Annotated in this window: 18 protein-coding genes and 1 tRNA gene; 10 read left to right on the top strand and 9 right to left on the bottom strand. The window is 65.0% G+C overall.

The genetic code is table 11. The annotated features are described in order from the left end of the window. Window positions 1-7: 7 nt before the first annotated feature. From kdpC to kdpF, 4 genes are read right to left on the bottom strand one after another with little or no spacing between them, the layout of a single operon-like run. Window positions 8-577, bottom strand: a complete 570-nt coding sequence (gene kdpC / locus M4J39_RS04045; protein WP_251726501.1) for a potassium-transporting ATPase subunit KdpC — start codon at window positions 575-577, stop codon at window positions 8-10. Window positions 578-588: 11 nt separating this feature from the next. After that, entirely contained in the window at window positions 589-2,631 is a 2,043-nt protein-coding gene (gene kdpB / locus M4J39_RS04040) for a potassium-transporting ATPase subunit KdpB (RefSeq protein ID WP_251726500.1), read from the bottom strand. A gap of 24 nt (window positions 2,632-2,655) precedes the next feature. After that, entirely contained in the window at window positions 2,656-4,359 is a 1,704-nt protein-coding gene (gene kdpA / locus M4J39_RS04035) for a potassium-transporting ATPase subunit KdpA (protein WP_251726499.1), read from the bottom strand. Between the two features lie 25 nt (window positions 4,360-4,384). Next, entirely contained in the window at window positions 4,385-4,474 is a 90-nt protein-coding gene (gene kdpF, locus M4J39_RS04030) for a K(+)-transporting ATPase subunit F (protein WP_251726498.1), read from the bottom strand. 371 nt (window positions 4,475-4,845) lie between these two features. Between kdpF and M4J39_RS04025 the strand changes: the two genes are divergently transcribed. Beyond that, window positions 4,846-5,790: a hypothetical protein gene (locus M4J39_RS04025; RefSeq protein ID WP_251726497.1), complete on the top strand. Its 945-nt coding sequence runs from the start codon at window positions 4,846-4,848 to the stop codon at window positions 5,788-5,790. A 19-nt stretch (window positions 5,791-5,809) separates the two neighbouring features. Here the strand turns inward: M4J39_RS04025 and M4J39_RS04020 are convergent, their stop codons facing one another. The 4 genes from M4J39_RS04020 to M4J39_RS04005 form a co-directional block, all read right to left on the bottom strand. Beyond that, window positions 5,810-6,640 carry an SDR family NAD(P)-dependent oxidoreductase gene (locus M4J39_RS04020; RefSeq protein ID WP_251726496.1) on the bottom strand — a complete coding sequence of 277 codons (831 nt, stop codon included), beginning with the start codon at window positions 6,638-6,640 and terminating at the stop codon, window positions 5,810-5,812. A 135-nt stretch (window positions 6,641-6,775) separates the two neighbouring features. Beyond that, a complete protein-coding gene (locus tag M4J39_RS04015; protein ID WP_251726495.1) occupies window positions 6,776-7,642 on the bottom strand; it encodes an EamA family transporter in 867 nt (288 codons plus the stop codon). Then, window positions 7,639-8,367, bottom strand: coding sequence for a copper homeostasis protein CutC (locus tag M4J39_RS04010; protein WP_251726494.1), 729 nt, complete (start codon window positions 8,365-8,367; stop codon window positions 7,639-7,641). The genes M4J39_RS04015 and M4J39_RS04010 overlap by 4 nt, the downstream gene beginning before the upstream one ends. Next, window positions 8,364-9,257 (bottom strand): ROK family protein, encoded by an 894-nt coding sequence (locus tag M4J39_RS04005; protein WP_251726493.1) that lies wholly within the window; start codon window positions 9,255-9,257, stop codon window positions 8,364-8,366. The genes M4J39_RS04010 and M4J39_RS04005 overlap by 4 nt, the downstream gene beginning before the upstream one ends. 340 nt (window positions 9,258-9,597) lie before the next feature. Between M4J39_RS04005 and M4J39_RS04000 the strand changes: the two genes are divergently transcribed. From M4J39_RS04000 to tenA, 5 genes are all read left to right on the top strand, one after another. Then, window positions 9,598-9,798, top strand: a complete 201-nt coding sequence (locus tag M4J39_RS04000) for a DUF2892 domain-containing protein (RefSeq protein WP_251726492.1) — start codon at window positions 9,598-9,600, stop codon at window positions 9,796-9,798. Between the two features lie 13 nt (window positions 9,799-9,811). Then, window positions 9,812-10,765 carry an efflux RND transporter periplasmic adaptor subunit gene (locus tag M4J39_RS03995; protein ID WP_251726491.1) on the top strand — a complete coding sequence of 318 codons (954 nt, stop codon included), beginning with the start codon at window positions 9,812-9,814 and terminating at the stop codon, window positions 10,763-10,765. Beyond that, a complete protein-coding gene (locus tag M4J39_RS03990) occupies window positions 10,762-13,989 on the top strand; it encodes an efflux RND transporter permease subunit (RefSeq protein ID WP_251726490.1) in 3,228 nt (1,075 codons plus the stop codon). Before M4J39_RS03995 ends, M4J39_RS03990 begins: the two co-directional genes overlap by 4 nt. Window positions 13,990-14,339: 350 nt before the next feature. Next, entirely contained in the window at window positions 14,340-15,476 is a 1,137-nt protein-coding gene (gene tgt / locus M4J39_RS03985) for a tRNA guanosine(34) transglycosylase Tgt (protein WP_251726489.1), read from the top strand. Then, window positions 15,473-16,135: a thiaminase II gene (tenA, locus tag M4J39_RS03980; protein WP_251726488.1), complete on the top strand. Its 663-nt coding sequence runs from the start codon at window positions 15,473-15,475 to the stop codon at window positions 16,133-16,135. Before tgt ends, tenA begins: the two co-directional genes overlap by 4 nt. Before the next feature lie 4 nt (window positions 16,136-16,139). Here the strand turns inward: tenA and M4J39_RS03975 are convergent, their stop codons facing one another. Further along, entirely contained in the window at window positions 16,140-17,261 is a 1,122-nt protein-coding gene (locus M4J39_RS03975; protein ID WP_251726487.1) for a serine hydrolase, read from the bottom strand. Window positions 17,262-17,441: 180 nt separating this feature from the next. Here M4J39_RS03975 and M4J39_RS03970 point away from each other — a divergent pair, with 180 nt between their 5' ends. From M4J39_RS03970 to tig, 4 genes are all read left to right on the top strand, one after another. Beyond that, window positions 17,442-17,837, top strand: a complete 396-nt coding sequence (locus tag M4J39_RS03970; protein ID WP_251726486.1) for a TfoX/Sxy family protein — start codon at window positions 17,442-17,444, stop codon at window positions 17,835-17,837. 108 nt (window positions 17,838-17,945) lie between these two features. Continuing rightward, window positions 17,946-18,470 carry a DUF4405 domain-containing protein gene (locus M4J39_RS03965; RefSeq protein WP_251726485.1) on the top strand — a complete coding sequence of 175 codons (525 nt, stop codon included), beginning with the start codon at window positions 17,946-17,948 and terminating at the stop codon, window positions 18,468-18,470. A 136-nt stretch (window positions 18,471-18,606) separates the two neighbouring features. Then, window positions 18,607-18,691 (top strand) — tRNA-Leu (locus M4J39_RS03960). Window positions 18,692-18,861: 170 nt separating this feature from the next. Beyond that, on the top strand, window positions 18,862-20,211 hold the full coding sequence (tig, locus tag M4J39_RS03955) for a trigger factor (RefSeq protein WP_251726484.1): 1,350 nt from the start codon (window positions 18,862-18,864) through the stop codon (window positions 20,209-20,211). Window positions 20,212-20,449: the final 238 nt, after the last annotated feature.

Genomic DNA, 20,449 nt, shown 5'->3' with positions numbered 1-20,449 from the left:
GATTCGATCACTTCTTCGGCAGGTCGTCGAGAGCGAGGTTGAGTTTCAAGACGTTGACGGTGGGCTCACCAATGAACCCCAGCTCCCGCCCTCCGATCTGGGCATCGACCAGTTGCTTGAGCGCCGCCGGATCAAGGCCGCGCGCCTTGGAAACGCGCGGTATCTGGAAATAGGCCGCTTCGGGCGAGATCTGCGGGTCGAGACCGCTGCCGGATGCGGTGACGAGATCGATCGGCACCGGCGCGTCGGGATTTTCCCCCTTCAGCCTTTCCGCGTCGGCACGGATGCGATCGATCAGCTTCGGATTGGCCGGGCCGAGATTGGAACCGCTTGAGCTCGACGCGTCGTATCCGTTACCGGCAGCGGAGGGGCGGCCATGGAAGTAGGATTCGCTTGCAAAGGCCTGTCCAATCAGTTCCGAACCGATGACGACGCCGTTCCGCTCGATCAGGCTGCCGGAGGCCTGATGGGGGAACACGGCTCCGGCGATGCCGGTCATGGCAAGCGGATAGGCGAGCCCGGTCAGAGCCGCCAGGGCGAGGAGGATGACGGTTGCGGGCCGCAGTTGCTTCAGCATGGACGTATCCTTCAAACGAGGCCGAGAGCGGTGACGGCGAGATCGATCGCCTTGATGCCGACGAAGGGCACGATGAGGCCGCCCAGGCCGTAGATCAGGAGATTGCGGCTGAGTAGCGCGCCGGCACCGACCGGCCGGTAGCGGACGCCTTTAAGCGCCAGTGGGATCAATGCCACGATGATCAGGGCGTTGAAGATGATCGCCGAGAGGATGGCGCTTTGCGGCGTGGCGAGGCCCATGACGTTGAGCGCGCCGAGCTGCGGATAGAAGGCCAGGAACATCGCCGGGATGATGGCGAAATACTTGGCGACGTCGTTGGCGATCGAGAAGGTGGTGAGCGCGCCGCGCGTCATCAGCAGTTGCTTGCCGATCTCGACGATCTCGATCAGCTTGGTCGGGTCGCTGTCGAGGTCCACCATGTTGCCGGCCTCGCGGGCAGCGACGGTGCCGGTGTTCATGGCAACGCCGACGTCCGACTGGGCGAGGGCAGGCGCGTCGTTGGTGCCGTCTCCGCACATGGCCACCAGCTTGCCCTTTGCCTGTTCGGCGCGGATGAGGTTCAACTTGTCCTCTGGAGTCGCCTGGGCGAGGAAGTCGTCGACGCCGGCCTCGGCGGCGATGGCTGCGGCGGTCATCGGGTTGTCACCGGTGATCATCACCGTGCGGATGCCCATGCGGCGCAGTTCGGCGAAGCGTTCGCGAATGCCGCCCTTGACGACATCCTTGAGCTCGACGACGCCAAGGACGCGGCCGTTCCGCATCACCGCCAGCGGCGTACCGCCGGCCTTGGCGATGCCGTCGGCGAGCGACCGAACCTCGCGCAGTGCCATCGCGCCAGCCGGGTCGGCCTGGGCGAGAATGGCATCGACGGCGCCCTTGCGGATGCTGAGACCGTCGTAGTCGACGCCGCTCATCCGGGTCTGGGCGGTGAAGGGCACGAAGGTGGCGTGCAGGCTCTCCATCTCCCGGCCCCTGAGGCCATGTTTCTCCTTGGCGAGCACGACGATCGACCGTCCCTCGGGCGTTTCGTCGGCGAGCGATGCCAGTTGCGCCGCGTTGGCAAGTTCCTGGGCGGTAATCCCCGCGACAGGGTGGAAGGCGGTGGCCTGACGGTTGCCGAGCGTGATGGTGCCGGTTTTGTCGAGCAGCAGCGTGTCGACGTCGCCCGCCGCCTCGACGGCGCGGCCGGACATGGCCAGCACGTTGAAGCGGACGAGGCGATCCATGCCGGCGATGCCGATGGCCGACAGGAGCGCGCCGATGGTGGTGGGAATCAGCGTCACGAACAAGGCGACCAGCACGACGACCGGGATGGAGCCGCCGGCGTAGGTGGCAAAGCTCGGGATCGTCACCGTGGCCAGCACGAAGATCAGCGTCATGCCGGCCAGGAGAATGTTGAGCGCGATCTCGTTGGGCGTCCTCTGCCGCTCGGCGCCTTCCACCAGTCCGATCATGCGATCGATGAAAGTGGAGCCGGCCGCCGCAGTGATGCGCACGCGGATCCAGTCGGACAGCACTTCGGTGCCGCCGGTCACCGCCGAGCGGTCGCCGCCCGACTCGCGAATGACTGGAGCCGATTCGCCGGTGATCGCCGCCTCGTTGACCGAGGCAACGCCCTCGATCACTTCGCCGTCGGAGGGGATGATGTCGCCCGTCTCGACCAGCACCACGTCGCCGACCTTGAGGCTGTGACCGGGAACCATCCGATAGGCGTTGTCGGCGCCGGTCAGCAGCTTGGCCTGGGTTTCGGTGCGGGTGCGGCGCAGGGCGTCGGCCTGCGCCTTGCCGCGCCCCTCCGCCACCGCTTCGGCGAAGTTGGCGAACAGCAGCGTGAACCACAGCCAGATCACGATCTGGAAGGAAAAGCCGAGCTCGCCATTGCCGGTGATGGCGTCCTTAACCAGAAGCACGGTGGTGAGCGCCGAAACGGTGGCGACGACGAACATCACCGGGTTGCGGATCAGGCTGCGCGGGTCGAGCTTGCGAAGGGCGCCGCCGATGGCCGGAAGCAGGATGCGAGCGTCGAGAAGGCTCGCGGACTTGGTCTTGCTCATGAAAAACTCCTGTCCGTCCGACGTTCAGAAGGTCTCACCGGCGGTGATCGCCAGATGTTCGACCACCGGGCCGAGCGCGAGCGCAGGGAAGAAAGTGAGGCCGCCGACGATGACGATGACGCCGGTGAGCAGGCCGACGAACAGCACGCCGTCGGTGGGGAAGGTGCCGGCCGATGCGGGAACGGTTTTCTTGGCGGCGATGGAACCGGCGATCGCCAGCGCGGGCACGATCACCAGGAAGCGCCCCATCAGCATGGCGATGCCCAAGGTGATGTTGTACCAGGGCGTATTGCCGGAAAGGCCGCCGAAGGCCGAGCCGTTGTTGGCCGCCGCCGAGGTGTAGGCGTAGAGGATTTCCGAAAAGCCGTGCGGTCCCGCGTTGGCGACGGATGCGACGCCGGTCGGCAGTACCACCGCCACGGCGGCAAAGCCGAGCATGGCGAGCGGCAGGCAGAGAACCGCCAGCATGGCCATCTTCACTTCCTTGGCCTCGATCTTCTTGCCGAGGTATTCGGGCGTGCGCCCGACCATCAGACCGGCGACGAAGATGGCGATCACCACGAACATCAGGATGCCGTAGAAGCCGGCGCCGACGCCGCCGACGATGATCTCGCCGAGCATCATGTTGATCAGCGGGATCATGCCGCCGAGCGCCATGAAGCTGTCGTGCATGGCGTTCACCGCGCCGCAGGAGGCGGCGGTGGTGATGGTTGCGAAGAGGGCAGACAGGGCAATGCCGAAGCGGGCTTCCTTGCCTTCCATGTTGCCGCCGTCGATGCCGAGGGCGTGGACGAGCGGATTGCCGGCCGCCTCGGCCCAGTAGCAAACCGCGACGCCGACAAGGAACAGCGTGCCCATGGCCGCGAAGATCGCCCAGCCCTGCCGCTCGTTGCCAACCATGCGGCCGAAGACGTTGGTGAGCGCCGCGCCGATGGCAAAGATCGCCACCGTCTGGATCAGATTGGAGATGGCGCCGGGGTTTTCGAAGGGATGGGCGGAGTTGACGTTGAAGAAGCCGCCGCCATTGGTGCCGAGCATCTTGATGGCGAGCTGGGAAGCGACCGGGCCGACCGCGATGGTCTGCCTCGCACCTTCCAGCGTGGTCGCTTGGGCGGAACCGCCGAGCGTCTGGGGCACGCCGAGCGCGACGAAGACCAGCGCCAGGACGATGCAGATCGGCAGCAGCAGGTAGAGCGTCGTACGGGTCATGTCGACCCAGAAGTTGCCCACCGTCCGCGCCGACTTGCGGGCGAAGGCGCGGACCAGCGCCACGGCCAGCGCGATGCCGGTTGCCGCCGACAGGAAGTTCTGCACCGTCAGCCCGAGCATCTGGCTGAGGTAGGACATGGTGGTCTCGCCGCCGTAGTTCTGCCAGTTGGTGTTGGTCACGAAACTGACGGCGGTGTTGAAGGCGAGTTCCGGCGGCGCGCTGGCCATGCCCATTGGGTTGAACGGCAAGGAGCCCTGAAGGCGCAGCAGCGCGTAGAGCAGCAGGACGCCGAGGAGATTGAACAACAGCATGGACACCGCATAGGTCGTCCAGTGCTGCTCTTCCCGCTCGGATGTGCCGGCGAGGCGGTAGAGGCCGCGCTCAAGCGGGCCAAGAACGAGCGACAGCGGCGTCCGCCCGCCGGTGAAGAGGGCCGTCATATAGCCGCCCAGCGGCCTGACGAGCAGAATGATGATCCCGCAGAAGACGAGGATCTGCATCCATCCATTGATGGTCATTGAGATATTCCTGATCGACGGGAGGTCAGAAGCGGTCGGGGCGGACGAGGGCGTAAATCAGGTAGGCTGAGAGGAACGCCGCCGTGGCGCCGCCGATGACGTATTCAAGAAGCATGGTGGGCACTCCAGCGCTCAAAGCCTGTCGCAGACTTGGACGTAGCCGAGCATCAGTGCAAAAAAGGCGATACCAGTCAGAGGGAGGACGATATCCATCTTCGGACTCCAGATTCATTTTGGGCCGGCGCGTTGGCTTCGGCTTTCCGAAGGTCTTGCGCGCGCGAACCCGTCTCTCCCGCCAGAGGTTTGCGGGAGATTTCGGAATACGAGACTCAAGATAGGTCCGATCCGCATAGGGGTTCGAGACGGAGCGAAGGGCAAAGATATAAAAAAGTCATAGGGATCGGGGAGGCGCTCTTACCCGGCGATTGCCTCATGTCCTGTTAAGTGATCTAGATTCCGTCCACGATCATGTGTCAGGGGGCAGGGATGAAGATCACGGTCATCGGCATGGGAGCCGTGGGCACGGAGGTTGTCGGCCATCTGCTCAACAGCGGCGTCGCCTCGGAAATCGTGGTGATCGACCAGGCTGCGGCCAAGGCCCAGGCGGAGCTCTGGGACTTCTCTCACACGACGTCCTTCATCTATGCGCAGAACCCCCGCCTCGTTGCCGGCGACTATGCCGACTCCGCCGGCAGCGACATCGTGGTGATCACCGCCGGGGCGCAGATCAAGGCCGGACAGACGCGCGATGCGCTGGCCCAGATCAACAGCGCCATCATGAAGTCGATCATCGTCGAGGTGGAACGGACTTCGCCGGGCGCCATCGTGCTGATGGTCACCAATCCCGTCGACATTCTGGTGCAAGTGGTGCTGCGCCACTCGTCCTTCCCGAAGGAGCGGGTGATCAGTCTCGGCACCATCATCGACACCGCCCGTTTCATGCGCATCGTCAGCGAGCATGTGGCGATCGACCCCAAGAACATCTTCGGTTGGGTGCTCGGCGACCACAGCGAGACCGGCTTCATTCCCTGGAGCCTGTGCAATGTCTGTGGACTGGATGTGGATAGCTACTGCGAGCTGAACGGACTGCCGTTGATCGACCGTGCCGAGGTGAGGCGGCGCGTGCTGCAGATCGGCCTCGATATCTTCGCGGGCAAGGGCAACACCAACCACGGCATCGCCGCGTCGGTGTTCCGCATCATCCGGGCGATTGCCGGCAACGAGCGGTCCGTGCTGCCGGTCGGCACGCTTCTGCAGGGTGAGTATGGCGTTTCCGACGTGGTGATGAGCGTGCCTTGCGTGATCGGCCGCGCCGGCCGCGAGGCGATCGTCACCTGCCGCTTCACCGAAGAAGAGCAGGCGGCTTTCGACGCCTCGCACGCGCACGTCCTGGCGCTTCTCGCGCAGGCTGAGGCGCAGGCGACGGGGTAGGCCGTCCGCGCCGCTTCGCTCATATGTCGAGGCGCGTCAGTCTCAATGCTCGGCCGTCGGTGGCGACGAGATCGTCCATCGCCTTTTCCAGTGCGTCGCGATCCTCAACACCGCGAAGCATGCGCCCGGCTAGCTTGTCGAAGCGTCCGGCGGCGATGTCGGCGATGAGGGCCGCGGCCCGGCTCGGCGGAATGTTCACGCCGTCGTCGAACAGCCGCTCGATGTCGGGCAGGTGCTTCTTGCCCTCGTCCGAGTAAAGCTGGAGCTCGGTCATGGCGGTGCGCACGAGGCCCGGATCGACGGCGAAAGCCAGGACGCCGGCATCCTTCACCGTGTCGTTGAAGCATTCGGTGAAGCGCATGATCGCCGCCTTGCTGGAGGCGTAGCCGGAGCCGTTGGGAAAGCTGGTGCCGGTGCCGCCGCCGACCAGATTGACGATGCGTCCGCGTCCCCGATCGCGCATGGCCGGCGCCACGGCCCGGCAGGTGTGGAAGGTGCCGCGCAGGTTGATCTCGATATCTGCCCACCAAGTCTCGGGATCGCAGTCCCAGATCGGCCCGAAGGCCCGGAACGAGCCGTGGTTGTTGACGAGGGTGTCGATGGGGCCGAGTTCGCTGGAAACGCGGGCGACGGCCGCTTCGACGGCGGCGCGGTCGACGAGATCGACGGGGAGGGCGATCGCCTTTCCGCCTTCGGCGGCGATCAGGGCGGCGGTCTCCTCGATCTCCCGCGCGGTGCGGGCGAGAACCGCGACCTTGGCGCCGGCGCGGGCCTGATGAAGAGCGATCTCCCGTCCGATGCCCCGGCCGGCGCCTGTGACGATCGCGACCGTTTCCTCGAGCTTAGTCATGGCGTTCCCCTCCCAGAGAAAGAGTTTGTCGTATGATTACGTTGTCATCCTGGCCCTCAGGGCAAGCTAACGCGCGAATCCGCCTGCATCAAGCTTTAGGCGGACATGGTCAGGCCGCGACCTTGCCGGATTCGGTCAAGCACCAGCCCGGTCGGACCGCAAGACGATCAGGCCGGCAGCTATGATGATGGCCGCGCCGATCCAGGTGAACAGCTCGACGGACTCGCTGAACACCAGCCAGCCGTTGAACGCGCCCCAGAAGATCAGGCAATACTGGAACGGGGCGACGAAGGAGGCGGCGCCAACTCGATAGGCCCGGACGATCAGGAGATTGCCGGCGAAAAGGCAGAATCCAGCGAGGAGGACGAGCGCCAGGTTTCCGATCGAGGGCACCGGGAAGCCCGTGGTCAGCACGGTCATGACGCCGCTGCCGAGGGCAAGGATGATCATCGGGCAGATGACCAGCGCCAGATCGGATTCGCGCGGCGGTGCTATGCGGATCATCACCAGCGTCACCGCAAAGATGAGCGCCGATCCGGCGGCGGCGAAATGGCCGAGGCCAAAGCCCATGGCGCCGGGGCGAAATGCAACGAGAACGCCGACGAACCCGAGCATGACACCGATAGCCACCAGAGGCGAGGGGCGTTCTCCGAGGCCGACGATAGCGATCAGCGAGACGAAGATCGGCGTGAGAAAGGTAAGAACGTAGACATCGGCGAGCGGAATGATGGTGAAGGCGTAATAGATGATCGCGGTCTCGCTGGCGAGGAGTGCGCCCCGGCCAAGCGTGAAGGCTGGCGTTACCGGTATGAGCGCGCGTCCCTGACGGATGCCGAAGCCGTAAAGGGCGATCAACACTGTTGCGACGCCGGTGATCATCGCCGTCACGGCGGCGACGGGCATGAACTGGCTCTCGTATTTGACGATGGTGTCGGCGACCGAGAAAATGCCGAAAGCACAGACGGCGAGCAGAGCGCCCCTGAGATTGTCGCTGAGGATCACAAAGGTTCTCCAGACATCGCGGCCGCCTTCAGCGTCCGGATACGATCAATGTCGGTCAGGCGCCGCTCGCTCGGCCCGAAGCCGAAGTGGCGGATGTCGTCGCCGTTGGCTTCAGCGCGCCCGCAGGACGAATGCAGCCAGGGGACATGCGTGTTTCGGTGGATGGCGGATGCGTTCTCAGGACGAACGCCGCTGCCGGCCATGATGTCGATACGGCCGGCGGCGCGATCGACCATGGCGGCGATGACGGCGGCCCCGGTCTCGGCGGCGAGCGCTCCGCCGGATGTCAGGATGCAGTCGAAGCCGAGGTCGACGGCAATGTCGACGGCGGTAACGGGATCCGGGAGCAGATCGACGGCGCGGTGCAGTGTCTTGCCGAGAGGACCGGCCGCCTCGACGAGACGGGCGAGCACAGCGATGTCGAGTGCATTCTCGGCCGCCGTTGCCCCGAGCACCACGCCGGCAAGACCCGCCTCCCGCACCGCCGCGATATCGGCGAGCATGACGTCCACCTCTGTGTCGGTGTAGCGGAAGTCGCCAGCGCGTGGGCGGATCATGGCGCGCACCGGCACCGTGGACTTGGCGGCGGCGGAAATGAGGCCGGGTGAGGGGGTGAGACCTCCGAGATCGAGCGCCGAACAGAGTTCGACGCGATCGGCCCCGCCAGCGGCGCAGGCGGCGAGGCCGGCAACGTCGTCGATGCACACTTCTAGACGGATGGTCATGGCAGGGGTGTTTCCGAAACGTGGATGGCGGCGCCGATGAGGCCTTTCTCCGGGCCGGTCTCGGTAGGCACGCAGAGTGTCGTTGCGCGGCGGCCGAGCGTGCGGGAGCGGACTTCGGCGTCTATGGCGGCGACGAGGGCCGCATTGCGAGCAAGGCCGCCGCCGATCGGAACGATGTCGGGATCGAGGATGTTGACGGTATTGGCGAGCGCGCCGCCGACGACGTCGAGATAGACGTCGAGCGTGCGAACGGCGTCCGGTTCGCCCTGCTGCCAAGCGGCGAGAATCGCCGGAGTGTCCGCCTCGATGCCTGAGAGATGGCGGTGAAGCCGCTCGAGGCCGCGGGCGCCGCCCAGCGTGTCGACGCAACCGGGCTGGCCGCAGCCGCAGCGGACGACCGGCAGGGCAGCGCCAGTGCGCGCAGCGGCCGCAGGCCCATGCCCCCATTCGCCGGCGCTTCCTGTTGCGCCCATGACAAGCCGTCCATTCAGAACGAAGGCGCCGCCGATTCCGGTGCCGATGATTACGGCGAAGACCGAAGCATGTCCCTTGCCGAGGCCGACGGTGGCTTCCGCGAGAGCAAAGGCCTTGGCGTCATTGAGCACCCGCACGCGGCGGCCCAGGCTTGCCTCAAGGTCGGCGGTGAGAGGCTTGCCGTCGGCGCAGGGGATGTTGGCGACCGTCAGCCGACCGTCGCGAGGATCGACGACGCCGGCTATGGAGATTCCAATCGGTTCGTCACTTTGCCCGGCGAGATCGGCAATGGCGGCGCAAAAGGCGTCATAGTCGCGCGTGGGCGTCGGAACGCGGCCGATTTCGCTGGCCGTCAGATCGGCGCCGACCTGCGCTGCCGCGATTTTCGTTCCGCCGATGTCGAAGGCTATGGCCATGCGTTCCTCTCCGAGATTCGGGGCCGGAGGCTATCATCAAACCGGCGGAAAAAGTGATCGAAGTTGACTGCCTCGGCGGCTTGCCATCTGGTCTATCCGCGTCGTGCCGGAGAGATGTCTCGTCATGTTATCCTGATGAAATAACTATACAAATACTCGGATTTGCAGTCGGATGGATGATTGACGGCAGCCCCTCGCTGATCCAGCTTGTCGCGGATGCTGGCACTGCGTGACCACAGTCGCCCAGCCGTATGCCGAAGAGGGTGGAGAAGCGCTTGCATCTTTGGTGCGTTTCTGTATATGAGTATATTATAATATAAACTCTTGACGGAGATGACCGATGACCCTTGATCGCGCCGTTCTCGCCTTCGCCGGCAGCGTGCTGCTTGTCTCGCTGCTGCTCACCTATTTCGTTTCGCCGTATTTCGTCTGGCTGACGGCTTTCGTCGGCTTCAACCTCATCCAGTCGGCCTTCACCGGGTTCTGTCCGGCGGCAATCGTGTTCCGCAAGCTCGGTATCAAGTCCGGCACCGCCTTCTGATCGGGAGTTCGTGATGCGCCTCTTCCTAGCCGGGCTCGTTTCGCTCAGCCTCGTCTCACTGGCGGAGGCGGAAACGTTCGTCGTCCAGCCGGTCGCCGTCCCGGAATGGAAGGCGGTCTATGGCCGCGTTGAGGCGCGCGACAGTCTTGCCGCTCGCGCTCGCGTCGGCGGCACCCTGGTGTCGCTCGATGTTTCCGAGGGCGACACGGTGAAGGGAGGGCAGCGCATCGCAGTCGTGCGCGACGACAAGGTCGACTTTCAGATCTCCGCCCTCGACGCCCAGTTGAAGGCGCTTGTCGCGCAGCTTCAGAACGCGGAGGCCGAACTTGCGCGCGGCCAGACGCTGGTCGAGAAGGGCGTCAGCACCAGCCAGCGGCTCGATCAGCTGCGCACCCAGGTCGATGTGTTCCGCAACCAGATCGCCGCCGCCGAGGCGCAGCGCCAAGTGGTCGTCCAGCAGGGCGCCGAGGGGGACGTGCTGGCGCCCAGCGACGGCAAGGTCCTGACCGTGCCGGTGACCAAGGGCTCGGTGGTGATGGCCGGAGAGACCGTCGCAAAGTTGGGCGGCGGCGGCTTTTTCCTGCGGCTTTCGATCCCCGAGCGCCATGCCGACCTGCTTGAAATGGGCGCCTCGCTCGCGGTGGAGACGGCGAACGGAGCCCTGGAGGGGCGGCTTGCCAAGATCTATCCGCTGATCGAAGGCGGCCGCGTGACCGCCGACGTCGAAGTGCAGGGGCTTCCCACCGAGTTCGTTGATGCCCGCCTTCTCGTCCGTGTACCGGTCGGCAAGCGTCAGGCCATGCTGGTGCCGGCTTCGGCCGTCGTCAGCCGCTCCGGCATCGATACGCTGCGAGTCGCCGCGGATGGCGTGGAGAGCGACCGGACCGTGGTGCTCGGCGAGCGACATGGCGACGATGTGGAAATCCTGTCCGGCCTTTCCGCCGGCGATGCGGTGGTGCTGCCATGAAACTCGGTATAGCCGGCCATCTTACCCGCGCCTTCATCGGCTCGGCACTGACGCCGCTGTTTCTGTTGGCCGCCTTTGCTGTGGGCCTCGTCGCGCTCGTCACACTGCCGCGCGAGGAAGAACCGCAGATTTCCGTGCCGATGGTCGACATTCACGTATCGGCGCCCGGTCTCAATGCCGAGGACGCCGAGAAGCTGATCACCGAACCTCTCGAGACCATCGTCAAGGCCATCAACGGGGTCGAGCACGTCTATTCCCAGACCTACGACGAGCAGGTCCTCGTTACCGCGCGCTTCCTTGTCGGCACCTCGGCCGATGCGGCCGTGCTGCGCGTGCACGATCGGATCAGGGCAAATCTCGATCGCATACCCGTGGGAATCGCCGAGCCGAGGATTGTCGGCCGCGGCATCGACGACGTCGCCATCGTCACCCTGACACTGTCGCCGAAGCCCGAGGTGGCCGGCTCCGTGACCGCTGCCGACCTGACGCGCGTCGCCCACGAACTGCGGAGCGAGATCGCCAAGGTCGAGGATGTCGGGCTGACCTATCTGGTCGGAGAGACCGGCGACGCCATTCGGGTTGCGCCCGATCCCGACCGGCTTGCCCTTTATGGCGTGACGCTGCAACAGCTGTCGGCCAAGGTCACCGCCGCCAACCGGTCGTTTCCAGCCGGCACCGTGCGCAAGGACGGCAACGAAATCCAGGTGGTGGCGGGCGAAACCCTGCAATCGCCAGCGGAAATCGCCAACCTCCTGCTGACGACCCGCGACAGCCGGCCCGTTTACGTGCGCGATGTCGCCGACGTTTCCTTCGTTCAGGATACGGCCGATCTCTACGTTTCCACCGTCCGCAAGGCGGCCGACGGTTCGCTGGAACGACTGCCGTCGGTGACCCTGGCGGTTGCCAAGCGCGCGGGCGCCAACGCGGTGACCGTCGCCCACGACATTCTCGCGCGTGTCGAAGGCCTCAAGGGCAACCTCATTCCCGACAGCCTCTCCGTCGAGGTGACACGCGACTACGGCGACACCGCCAACGAGAAGGCCAACGAGCTTCTCTTCCATCTCGGTCTTGCAACGCTGTCGATCATTGCCCTGGTCTGGGTGGCCATCGGGTTCCGCGAGGCCGTGGTGGTGGCCGTGGTGATCCCGGTCACCATCCTGCTCACGTTGTTCGCCGCCAAGGTGATGGGCTACACGCTCAACCGCGTGTCGTTGTTCGCACTGATCTTCTCCATCGGCATCCTGGTGGACGACGCCATCGTCGTCATCGAAAACATTGCCCGTCACGCGGCGATGGGCAAGGGCATCAGCCGGCGCCAGAGCGCGATCGAGGCCGTCGCCGAGGTCGGCAACCCGACCATCGTCGCAACGCTGACGGTCGTGGCGGCGCTTCTTCCGATGCTTTTCGTTTCCGGGATGATGGGCCCCTACATGAGCCCGATTCCGGCCAACGCGTCGGCGGCGATGATCTTCTCCTTCTTCGTGGCGGTGATCGTGACGCCCTGGCTGATGCTGAAGGTGACGGGTGGCGGCTCGGCCCATCACCATCAGGGCGACAGCGCCGGTGGGGCGCTGGGCAAGGCCTATGCGGCCGTGGCCCGGCCGATCTTGGCAAGCAAGGGGCGGAGTCTTGCCTTCCTCCTTGCGGTGGGCGTGCTGACGCTTGGTTCTCTGAGCCTTTTCTACACCAAGCATGTCACCGTGAAGCTCTTGCCCTTCGACAACAAGGCGGAGCTCGCGGTCACCATCGACCTGCCCGAGGGATCGTCGGTGGAGGCGACGGATGCCGTTGCCCAAGCGGTGGCGAAAGCGGCGCTCGACTTGCCCGAAGTGGTGTCGGTCCAGACCCACGCTGGCGCCGCCGCGCCATTCAACTTCAACGGCCTTGTCCGCCATTCCTATCTGCGCGCCGAGCCGCAGCTCGGCGACGTCCAGGTCAACCTGACTCCCAAGGGCGATCGCGACAGGGCTTCGCACGACATTGCCCTGGAGCTGCGCCATCGCGTCAATGCACTGCCGGTTCCGGCCGGTACCTCGCTCAAGGTGGTCGAGCCGCCGCCCGGACCGCCGGTGATGGCGACGCTGTTGGCGGAAATCTATGGGCCAACCGCCGACACGCGGCGTCGGACGGCCGAGAAGGTCGAGGCCGCCTTCCGCGAAGTTCCTTTCATCGTCGACGTCGACAACTCTTTCGGCGACCCGGCCAAGCGGATGCGGGTCACCATTTCCACCGATGATCTCGACTTCTTCCACGTCCAGGAAAGCGACGTGTTCGACACGCTTGCCATCCTGGGCGGCTCGTCAACGGTCGGTTACTCGCATCGTGGCGACGGGCGGGCGGCCATTCCCATCGTCGTTGCGCGACCCAAGGGCCAGAAGGTGCTCGACGAGACGGCGCTCACCACACCGATTCCGGCCAACGTTTTACCGGGCGACCGAGGTGTCGTCGAGCTTGGCGACGTCGTGCGGGTGAGGGAAGAAAAAGCCTCCTTCCCGATCTTCCGGCACAACGGCCGCTTCGCCGAGATGGTCACGGCCGAGCTTGCCGGCGCCTACGAGGCGCCGCTCTACGGCATGCTCGCCGTTCAGGAGGCGCTCGACCGCCAGGACTGGACGGGGCTTGAGAAGCCCGTCGTTGCGCTGCATGGTCAGCCGGCCGACGAGAGCAAGTCGACCTTGCTCTGGGATGGCGAATGGGAAGTGACGTGGGTGACCTTCCGCGACATGGGCGCGGCCTTCGCCATCGCCGTGCTCGGCATCTATATCCTCGTGGTGGCGCAGTTCGGTTCGTTCAAGCTGCCGCTGGTGATCCTGACGCCGATTCCGCTGACCTTCATCGGTATTCTCGGCGGCCACTGGCTGTTCCATGCGCCGTTCACCGCGACATCGATGATCGGCTTCATCGCGCTCGCCGGCATCATCGTACGCAACTCGATCCTGCTCGTCGACTTCATCCGGCACGCGCCGCGCGAGGTGACGGTCAAGGACGAGGAGGGCGTGCCGCATACCGCGCAACGTCCGCTCGCCGACATCCTGATCGAGGCCGGCTCGATCCGCTTCAAGCCGATCCTGCTCACGGCACTCGCTGCTATGATCGGCGCGGCGGTGATCCTGACCGATCCGATCTTCCAGGGGCTCGCCATCTCGCTCCTGTTTGGTCTCGCGTCGTCGACGCTGCTCACCGTGCTGGTCATTCCGGCGATCTATAGGCTGCTCCGGAGCTGAGAGGCCGATTGGAAATTCTGCTCCGGTGCTCACGGATCGAATGTCTGCAGGGCTCCGGTTCTTGAAAGTCGGGCCTGCCGACTCGCCGGAGCGAATCTCAAAACGCTCTCTGAGAGACGTTGTTGCCGACGGTGTTTTTCGCTATTGCGGGCGGAACGATACCCCTCTCTCCAACTCTCCCCCACAAGGGGGGAGAGGGCCTGTCGAACCGATCAGAGGGCACGCTTGCCTACGGATAGGTTCTAGTGGGAACCAACTGGCGCCCTCTCCCCCCTTGTGGGGGAGAGTTGGAGAGAGGGGCGGGAAACAAGGCGTTCTGAAAAAGACGCCCGGAGAGCAAAGCCCAGCCCATGACCCAGCCCTTTTCCTTTCGCCTGCTTGCGACCGACGGTCGGGCGCGCCGTGGCGAGATCGTCACGCCGCATGGCGTCGTCCGCACGCCGGCCTTCATGCCGGTCGGCACGCTCGGAACGGTGAAGGCGATGTTCATGGACGACGTGAAGGCGACCGGCGCCGACGTCGTGCTCGGCAACACCTATCATCTGATGCTGCGCCCCGGCGCCGAGCGGGTGGCGGCGCTGGGCGGCCTGCACAAGTTCTCCACCTGGGACAAGACCATCCTCACCGACAGCGGCGGCTTCCAGGTGATGTCGCTCGCCAAGCTCAGGAAGATGGACGAGCGCGGTGTGACCTTCCAGAGCCACATCGACGGCAGTCGTCACGAACTGACGCCGGAACGGTCCATCGAGATTCAGGGACTTCTCGGCTCCGACATCCAGATGCAGCTCGACGAATGCGTTCGCCTGCCGGCCGAACCAAGGGAAGTCGAGCGCGGCATGCGGTTGAGCCTCCGGTGGGCCGAGCGGTCGCGCCGGCAGTTCGAGACGATGGGCGGGCCGGGGAAAGGGCAGGGGCTCTACGGTATCGTCCAGGGCGGCGACGTGCCGGCGCTGCGCGAAGTGAGCGCCCGCGAACTCGCGGCCATGCCCTTCGAGGGCTATTCGGTCGGCGGGCTCGCCGTCGGCGAACCGCAGGCGGTCATGCTGCAGATGATCGACGTCGTCGATCCTGTTCTGCCGCGCGACAAGCCGCGCTATCTGATGGGCGTCGGCACGCCCGACGATATCATCGAGAGCGTGGCGCGCGGCATTGACCAGTTCGACTGCGTCATGCCGACGCGCGCCGGCCGGCATGGTCTCGCCTACACCCGCTTCGGCAAGCTCAACTTCAAGAACGCCCGGCACATGGACGATCCCCGGCCGATCGACCCGACATCGAACTGTCCGGCGGCGCGCGACTACTCACGTGCCTACATCCATCATCTGGTGCGCACGGGCGAGGCGCTCGGCGCCATGCTGCTCACCTGGGTCAACGTCGCCTACTACCAGTCGCTGATGCAGGGCATACGCGATGCCATCGAAGCCGGACGCTTCGAGGCGTTCAAGGCCGAGACCAAGGCCGCCTGGGCAAGGGGAGAGACGGAATGACCCTGTTCGATCGCCTCGTTGCGTCCTGCGCCGACGACTGGCGCGCCTATGTCGAGCATCCCTTCGTGGAGATGATGGCGGCCGGCACGCTGCCTGAGGCGGCGTTCCGGCACTATCTCGTCCAGGACTATCTGTTCCTGATCCAGTTCGCCCGCGCCTACGCGCTTGCCGCCTACAAGGGACGGACGATGGAGGAAATGCGCTATGGCCTCGATGGTCTTCGGGCGATCCTCGATGGCGAGATGGCGCTGCACGTCAAGTATTGCGAGGGCTGGGGGCTGACGCCGGCCGACCTCGAGACATCCGAAGAGGACATGCCGACCACGGCCTACACCCGCTTCGTGCTCGACTGGGGCGTGCGCGGGGATCTCCTCGATCTCCACGTCGCGCTGGCGCCTTGCATGATCGGCTACGGGGTGATCGCGCGTCGGCTGGCTGCGATTCCGGGAGCGCTTGACGCGAGCAACCCATACGCGCCCTGGATCGCCGAGTATGCCGCTGACGGCTACCAGCAGGTGGCGGCCGCGACCATCGAGCATCTCGATGCGCTGTCCGGTGGCGCGATGGGAGACGTGCGCTTTCGCCAGATCGCCGGCATCTTCGGGCAGGCGAGCCGGCTAGAGGCGGCCTTCTGGCAGATGGGGCTCGACAAGGCCTGACGCGTTATTTTCCGGTGGCGAGCTGGGCGGCTGCCCGGGTGAACAGGCCTGCGGCGGTCGCTTCGTCAATCGGTTTGTCGCCATTGAGCGTCACCGACAGGCAGTGTGTGCGGTCGTCCTGGCCGATCAGCGCGGCCGTCAGGTTGAGGACGCCGGCTTCGCTGCCTCCCTTGTAAGCGACGCGCTGCCACGAACCGGGGCGGACCGGGCCGGGGTTGATCTCGAAGACATCGAGATCGGACAGCGCGACGACGAGGCTGCAAAGCCGCCGGACGGGAATCATCCATTCGAGGTCGGGCGTATAGGGGCTGGAGGCCGCAGCCACGGGCGGCAAATCGCGATCGGACAGCTGCTTCAGGATGGCCTTCCGGTCGTCGGCCGAACCCGAGATGTAGGCGTCGGCCAAGCTCTTGTCGGCTTTCAGTAGAAACAGGGCCCGTGTGGTCAGCAGCGTATCGAGGCCGAGCACCTCGGCGACCCGCTCGGCGCCGACCACGTGGATCAACGTGTCCGTCGCCGTGTTGTCGCTACGGGCGATCATCTCCGCCGCGAGGGTGTGCAGCGTGAAGGGCGATCCGACGGGGTAGAGGCGAAGGTCGCCCGATGGCAGCGAGCGGTCGCCCATGGCAAGGCGCACCACCTCTTCCCACTGGTGGCGTCCCGCCGCGACGTCATCGGCGAGAACCTTCAGCACGCCGAGTTTGAAGGCCGAGCCGACGGCAAGGGGGCGGTCGGCGTCGCGCTCATGGCGGGGCGCTCCATCAACTTCGACCGTATAGGACACCGTATCGGCGAGGCCCGCGAGCTTCTGCAGGGTTTCTTCGAGGGAAGCGGTGAGCGCCACCGGCGGCTCAAACAGCAGACCTTCGATCATGCCGTCGCTGTCCAGGGTCACCTTGGTGGGAATCGCGTGGGTTTCAGTCTCGACCGCATAGTCCTCGCCGTCTTGGACGATCGCCCGCGGCGTCCCAAACGAATCGATCATCTGCCTGACGATCTGGGACACCTTGTCAGCGGGGACTGCCGCGAGAAACGACTTGGAGAACTGGCTGCCCGCCTGCTCCGGCGCATGGAACAGATGCTCAAGACGGGCGATTTCCGCCTCGCCGGCCATCACCCCAGACATGGGAGTCACCAGCGTGACCATGTAAATCAGGGCCGATGCGGCAAACTTTTTGATGTGTCCAGACATGGGGACAATTTACGCATGTATCCCAGAAAAGCAAGCGAACCACGCATTCTTGGGACTGGACGTGTTTGTATGTTCGCTTTATGTTCCCGTTAGCTTTGCGTGTGGAGAGTGGCGATGGCGGATGACGGCTTTAGGGAGTTTTTGCGCGAACTGACGGAGCCACTCGGCGGCGTCACGTTCCGCAAGATGTTCGGCGGGCTTTCGATCTATCAGGACGGCATGGTGTTCGCCCTTGAGATCGACGGCAGTCTTTACTTCAAGGTGGACGACGAGACACGGAGCCGCTTCGTCGCCGAGGATTGTCCTCAGTTCGAGTACACTACCAAGGATGGCCGGACGGCTCAGATGCCTTACTGGCGAGCGCCGGAGCGGCTTTACGACGAGCCTGACGAGTTCCTCGACTGGTGCCGCGCCGCGGTCGCCGTTGCTCGCCGAAGCGAAGCGGTCAAGGCCGAGGAAAAGTCGCGCAAGGCAAGTCGGAAGCGCAAAGGAACGGCCGATACCCTTTGATACACTTCGCGACCGTGATGAGAGGATCCGGATTTTGAGGAGTGCTAGGAGGAAAGGGAGACCAAGGGTCTGCTTTCCCATCTATTCTTCATTTTCCGAGTTTCCCTCATGTCGATCAAAGATATCCTCTTTCGCTATGCCACGCCCCTGACCACCTGGCTGTTCCTGATCTCCCTGGTCTCCGGCGTCGCGCTCTTTCTCGGCGTTGGAGCGCAGTATTTCCGCGAGATGCACGAGATCCTGTCGTTGTTCCTGATCGTGCCCTTCGGGCTGCACGTCTGGCGCAACTGGCGGACGCTCGCCAACTACTTCCGGCGGTCGGCCATGTGGGTTTCGACGGTCGTCTGCCTCGCCGCCGCAGGCGCATTCGCCTATGAGGGCGCGGGCGCCACGGCGACCAACCCCCGCGCCGTCGTGTTCGGCGCGCTCAACAATGCCTCGATGACGGCGCTGGCCGCGCTTGCCCACACCGACGAGGCGACGGTGACCGGTCGGCTCAAGGCGATCGGGGTCGAAGTCGGGTCGGCCGAGGATACGGTGGCCGGGCTCGCCAAGGCGTCCGGGCACGACAGTTTCGAGCTGTTGGGCGCCGCGTTGGCGATGGACGCGGCGGCCAGCCAGCCCGCGCCCTGAGCCCGCCAAAGCCGGCAAACTCGACCAAAGGGGAGGTTCGTCGCGAATCCTCCCCTTTTTGCTTTGTGCCTGCGGGGAAGTTTGCTATGGAGACCCCGCTTCGAGCATCGGAGGCGATGGTCGGCGCGGTTGGATCGCGGGCGTGGTGGAATTGGTAGACACGCTGGATTTAGGTTCCAGTGGCGAAAGCCGTGGGGGTTCAAGTCCCTTCGCCCGCACCAGATCGGCCCGCTGCGATCGAGGGTGATGCGGTCGGTGTCAGGTACGCCTCCGTGGCGTCCCGCCGGTGGTGAAGACAGAATTGAACCGCTTCTTCGGACCGGTTCGGCAGGGAGAACCGCCGGAACGGTCTCTGGGGCGTTCTCGGGATCAGAGACGAAAGAAAACATCCATGCAGGTGACTGAAACCTCGACCGAAGGCCTGAAGCGCGAGCTCAAGATCGTCGTCACGGCCTCCGAACTCGCTGAGAAGCTCGATGCCTATCTCGAGGACCTCAAGGGACGCGCCCAGATTCGCGGCTTCCGCCCCGGCAAGGTTCCCAAGGCTCACCTCAAGAAGCTCTACGGCAAGTCGGCCATGGCCGAGATCGTCAACAACGTGATCGGCGAGACCTCGAACAAGGCCCTCGAAGAGCGTTCCGAGAAGGCTGCCATGCAGCCGCAGATCAAGCTTACCGACGAGGATGCCGAGAAGATCCTGTCGGGTGACCTCGACCTCGCCTACGACATCTCCTACGAGATCGTGCCGGAGTTCGAGCTGGCGCCGGTCGATGGCATCGCCATCGAGCGCCCGGTCGTCGAAGTGGCCGATTCGGAAGTCGAGGAGCGTCTGACCCAGATCGCCGAGGGCGCCCGTTCCTACGTTGCCCGCGAGGAAGGCGCCGCCGCCGAGAACGGCGACCGGCTGACCATTTCCTACCTGGGCAAGATCGATGGCGAGCCCTTCGACGGTGGCGCCGACGATCGCGCCGCCATCTTCCTCGGTCAGGGCCGCTTCATCCCCGGCTTCGAGGAGCAGCTGATCGGCGTCAAGGTCGGCGACAAGAAGGTCATCGAAGTGACCTTCCCCGAGGATTACCAGGCCAAGCACCTCGCCGGCAAGCCGGCCACCTTCGACATCGAGGTGTTCGAGGTTGCCGCCCCCGGCGAGCTCAAGCTCGACGACGACTGGGCCAAGACGCTCGGCATGGACAGCCTTGATGCGCTGAAGGACATCGTCAAGCAGCAGATCGAGTCCCAGAATGGCGGCCAGACCCGCCAGAAGGTGAAGCGCCAGCTGCTCGATGCTCTCGACGCGCAGTATTCCTTCGAGCTGCCGGCGACGCTGGTGGAGCAGGAGTTCAACGCGATCTGGGGTCAGGTCGAGGCCGAGATTAAGTCTGCCGGCAAGACCTTCGAGGACGAGGACACCACCGAGGAGAAGGCTCGCGCCGACTATCTCAAGATCGCCGAGCGCCGCGTTCGTCTCGGTCTCGTCCTGTCGAAGTTCGGCGAGCGCGAGAAGGTCCAGGTCAACGAGCAGGAGCTGCAGCGCGCGCTGATCGAGCGTGCCCGCCAGTTCCCGGGCCAGGAGAAGGCCGTGTTCGACTTCTACCGCCGCGACGCCAACGCGCTTGCCTCGCTGCAGGCGCCGGTGTTCGAGGAGAAGGTGGTCGACGTCCTTCTCGGGATGGTCAAGGTCACCGACAAGACGGTGACCAAGGAAGAGCTGTTCAAGGACGACGAAGAGCCCGCCGTCTGATCGGCGCTCCGTAATTCTTGCGAGACCAACGCGGCCGGGGCGGCGACGCTCCGGCCGGTTGCGTTTTGAGGAGAGCAGCCCTGCGCGCCGTTTCGACCGCTTGCAGAGTTTGCCGGCGATGCATAAGTGGCCTTTATGGGGAGGTTCCCCTGGGGTAGGCGGGGCATGGGAAGCCGTACACCATGCACCGAAAATTCAGAGGCTTTGGTGTAGCCAAGCGTCTGGTTGGGATGTAACG

This window comes from Pleomorphomonas sp. NRK KF1 (genome assembly GCF_023721755.1).
Taxonomy (GTDB): Bacteria; Pseudomonadota; Alphaproteobacteria; order Rhizobiales; family Pleomorphomonadaceae; genus Pleomorphomonas.
This window is presented reverse-complemented; position numbering and strand designations above follow the sequence as displayed.